This window comes from Catenibacterium sp. (assembly GCF_052354645.1).
Classification (GTDB): domain Bacteria; phylum Bacillota_I; class Bacilli_A; order Erysipelotrichales; family Coprobacillaceae; genus Catenibacterium; species Catenibacterium mitsuoka_A.
Window position 1 is genome coordinate 1 of record NZ_DAWDDM010000181.1, and the last position, 4,179, is coordinate 4,179.

Here is a 4,179-nt window from a genome sequence, read left to right on the forward strand (position 1 = left end):
ATGTATATTATTCTGGTGCATCGGCACAATAGCTTGCATATCAAGCTGTGAGACTGCAAAATATAAAATTTTGTTTTCTAGATTTTCAATTATGGAGGATACGGAGCATTTAAAGTGTGCACTTAGACTCCTCATTGTGATAACTGGATTGATTGTTATCTCTCTTTATACTTACTATGCTTTTTTCACGCTGCAAAATGGTTTTTCTCAAGAAACAAGAAGGATGCTTTCCTCAAATGCCTTGTTTCGATTTGGGAATGCTTTTTTTCTGCCGGCATGTATTTTGTATCGATGCTATTCTACACGCACATATTGGGGCATGCTTCAAGTAATAGATATTCCTGTCTTATATGTATGTGGAGTTTCTCTTATAATTGGTGATCGAATGACCGGTATCAGTTGGCTTATGGTGTTGTTCTATGATATTTATTCTAGCTATCGGGGAAAAAGAAATAAAATAGTTATCAATGCTTTATTATGTGTAGGAATTTTTCTTTTAGGCGCACTTTCCGCATTCATTGCATATAATAGGGTGGCTTCTGCTGGAGAGCAGATGGGCATTTGGGATATTATTAGGACAGGTGTTTTGGCACGAATTATTGAAGAGTTAGGATTTAATTTTTATTCGATTTCATTTGTTAGTTTGTTTGTGCCTTCGTCATATAATTATCAATATGGCCTTTCCTATGCTAATTCTTTTTTGAGCATCATTCCAAGTACATTTGATTTTTGGGGCATTAAGCAGCATATAATCAATCCAACCCAATGGCTGCTTGTTGCAAACCATGCTGAATTTGGCTCTTTGCTTGACTTCGGAACCGGTTTTTCTTTTATCGCAGAAACCTATATGAACTTTTCCTGGCTTGGCTGCATTGTTTCACTTGTTGGGCCTTCTTTTTTACGCAATATATTCGGACGATATTTTATTTCAAATAATTGGGAAAGATATGTTCGTTTAATCTGTCTTTTTATTCTTATAACGTTCCCCAGACGGTCATTAGTTGAAAGTCTCATTGTAATTGAGTATGCCATTTTCTTTATGGGCCTATATCTAATTATTACGGGACGATTTTTTAGGCGCTATGTGGAAAATAATCGGTGAAGCCACTAGTTTTTCAGTAGTTGCATTAAAGTGCTTAATCTAAAGAACATATCGCATATAGTAATTGTATTAATGAGGGATGACTATGAAAATAGCTATGGTATTCGATGGATTACAAATAGGTGGAATAGAGAGAGTTGGAGCAGACTATGCAAGAATTTTGACGTCTGCGGGTCATGATGTAACTATCATTAATCTTAGGCCTCATTTGACTGACTTGGAAAAGGAATTTCCCTCATCCTGCCACATGGTACATTTTAACTATAGCAGAAAATTAACGCCGGAACAGTACAATAAGGCCATTCGTATGTGGAACTGGGGAAAATATGCATATCCAATGATGGCAACGGCACTGTTTCCTCTTAATCTTGCACTGAAGATAAAGAGTAGAATTCAGATAAAAAATCAGTATGATTTAACAATTGCTTTTTCAGGGCATTTTAATGATTTAACTTTTGTAGCCGATGGTTTTGTAAAATCGAAGCATAAACTTTGCTGGCTGCATGGCGCTTTATACAGCTACTTGCTGCTGTCGGACGGATTTTTGAATTTATATAGGAAAATAAAGAACTTGGTCGTACTTGTTGAGTCAGGACAGCATGAAGTTTTTGAATATAATAAATATCTTCATTTAAATATACATCAGTTATATAACCCTTCCTTTATTGCAGAAAAGCAGATAAATGATAAAGAAGTTCAAAAGCTAAAAGAAAAATACGGTAAATATATTGTTATGGTGTCCCGAATTGAGGCCCCCCACAAAAACCCCTATACACTAATTGATGCTTTTGCACTTGTGTTAAAAAAGCATGAGGATTTAAATCTTGTATTTGTTGGTGATGGGCCTGACAGGACTAAGGCCATGGAATATGCGAGGGCAAAGGGAGAAGAAGTCTCTTCCCATATTTTTTTTGAGGGGGCAAAGACTAATGTACAGGATTATTACTCATCTGCTTTTATGATGGTTCAATCCAGTGAATTTGAAGGGCTTCCTACAACAATTATTGAAGCATTGTATTCTCATCTTCCTATTGTAGCTACTGACTGTCCTACGGGACCACGGGAAATTTTAGGCAATAATGATTTTGGGCTTCTTTGTAAAGTACATAATGCCACTGACATGGCAAAGCAGATTAATTTATTGATTGAGAATGATAAATTATATAACCATTACAAGCAGGAAAGCAGTAAACGGACACAGGCCTTTATGCCGGAAACAATCAAATCTAGGCTTTTATATATTTTGAATCTGATTATGGAGGAATATAAATGAGATTTATTTCTTGCGCCAGTTATTATGGAACCGGTTCCAGCGCAGTGACTGATTATGTATCTGAATTTGATACAGTTTATTCATTTACTAATGAAGAATTCCGCTTTATTCAGGATCCAGATGGAATTTCTGATTTAGAATTCAACTTGGTAGAATGCTTTAACCGTCATAATTCTGGGCATGCTTTGAAGCGGTATAAAAGATTAGTTGATTTCTACTGTGGTAATGCCTTAGGCCGCAAATATACCACTTTTTTCGGTGATAAATGGGAAAAGTACTCGTATGAGTATATTGATGCTCTTACTGATTTTAAATACCATGGGTGGTGGATGTATGATCTTTACGATAGAGGCTCTTTCTTTTATTTCAGGAAAAGGATTCTTAACAAGCTGCTTCATCTGACAATATGGAGGGGACAAATTGATAGGCAATATAATTCCATGAAAAGTGAAATTACTTATGGGAGCCATCCTTCAAAAGAAAAGTTTCTGAAATGCACACAGGATTATATTCATAACCTTTTTCATTCCGTGGTACCTAAAGATATGGATATACTGATGGTAGACCAGCTTCTTCCTCCTATGAATCTACAAAGATATTTGAGATATTTCAAGGATCCTATTCAGGTCGTCGTTGTTGATCGGGATCCGCGAGATGTATTTATTTTGGATAAATATGTATGGAAAGATGGCATTTTACCCAATGATGTAGAAACATTTTGCAAATGGTTTAAATACACTAGGGCACATCGTAAGGAAGAAAATCTGAACACTGACAATATTCGATTTGTCCGTTTTGAGGATTTAATATATAAATATGGAGATACGACAAGCCAGCTTAGAGTCTGGCTTGGGCTTTCAGAGAAGCACCATAAAAGAGCAGGGCAGATTTTTAATCCTAATATTTCCAAAAGAAATACGCAGACATGGAAAGATTTGCCACAAAGCAAGAATGAAATTGAATATATAGAAGCTAATTTGAGCGAGTATTTATATAAATTTCCTGACTTTTAAATAAATAGTGAACTTTCAGGTTGATTTTTGCGTATTAGTTACTGTGCGAGTTTATGAATCAACATCACGATTCTATAATATTATATGAGTTATTTTATTATTGATTACTGTATAAATAGACGTACCTAAGTGAGTACGCATCGTTTCATGGCATTTAAAGGAAGGAGGATAGATTATGGTAAAACGTCAGATTCTTAAGAATATTTCTTTTTCTTTTTGCGCCAATCTTCTGTCCTTCTTTGTTTCTATTTTCATGGTAATGTTTGTCCCAAAATTTCTATCAATAGATGAATATGGGAAATGGCAGTTGTTTTTATTTTACATGACTTATTTAGGGGTGTTTACGTTTGGATGGAGAGATGGGATTTATCTGCGTTATGCAGGAGATAAGCTGGAGAACTTAAATAAAAGTTGTTTCTCCGGGCAGATATATAGTTATGTATTACTTATGATTATAGTATCTTTATGCATGACTCTTTTGAACATTAACTTCATACGAGATCCAGTAAAAAAAGAAATTCTTTTAGGTGTTGCTGCTATATTACCACTTTATAATTTTGAGGGTCTTTGCAGCTCTATTTTACAAATGACCAATTGTATTAAAAAGTATGCAGGTCTCATTGCTGTGGAGAGAGGAACACTACTTCTCTTGATTTTAGTATTCCTGTTCTTGGGAGCAAGAGATTATGAGTCTATGTATTCATCAAACCTAATTGCGTTGGCAATAGCATCTACTTTTGGCGTTTTTGCGTGTCATGTATTATTTACAACTCATTTGCCAACTTCAAAGC

General features: G+C 35.1%; 4 protein-coding genes. All 4 read left to right on the forward strand.

All coding sequences use genetic code 11. The features are described 5' to 3' along the window. Positions 1–1,102, forward strand: a 1,102-nt coding sequence (gene wzy / locus ACT8VG_RS08125; protein WP_444195588.1) for an O-antigen polysaccharide polymerase Wzy, incomplete at its 5' end; no start/stop codon positions are given. Between the two features lie 85 nt (positions 1,103–1,187). Then, a complete protein-coding gene (locus tag ACT8VG_RS08130) occupies positions 1,188–2,375 on the forward strand; it encodes a glycosyltransferase (RefSeq protein ID WP_444195589.1) in 1,188 nt (395 codons plus the stop codon). Beyond that, positions 2,372–3,388, forward strand: a complete 1,017-nt coding sequence (locus tag ACT8VG_RS08135; protein ID WP_444195590.1) for a hypothetical protein — start codon at positions 2,372–2,374, stop codon at positions 3,386–3,388. Before ACT8VG_RS08130 ends, ACT8VG_RS08135 begins: the two co-directional genes overlap by 4 nt. A 175-nt stretch (positions 3,389–3,563) precedes the next feature. Next, positions 3,564–4,179 (forward strand): lipopolysaccharide biosynthesis protein (locus ACT8VG_RS08140; RefSeq protein WP_444195591.1); only part of this gene is annotated, 616 nt, incomplete at its 3' end.

Coding starts and splice junctions, on each gene's coding strand:
- ACT8VG_RS08130 (WP_444195589.1), top strand. CDS start 1,188: ATGAAAATAGCTATGGTATTCGATGGATTACAAATAGGTGGAATAGAG.
- ACT8VG_RS08135 (WP_444195590.1), top strand. CDS start 2,372: ATGAGATTTATTTCTTGCGCCAGTTATTATGGAACCGGTTCCAGCGCA.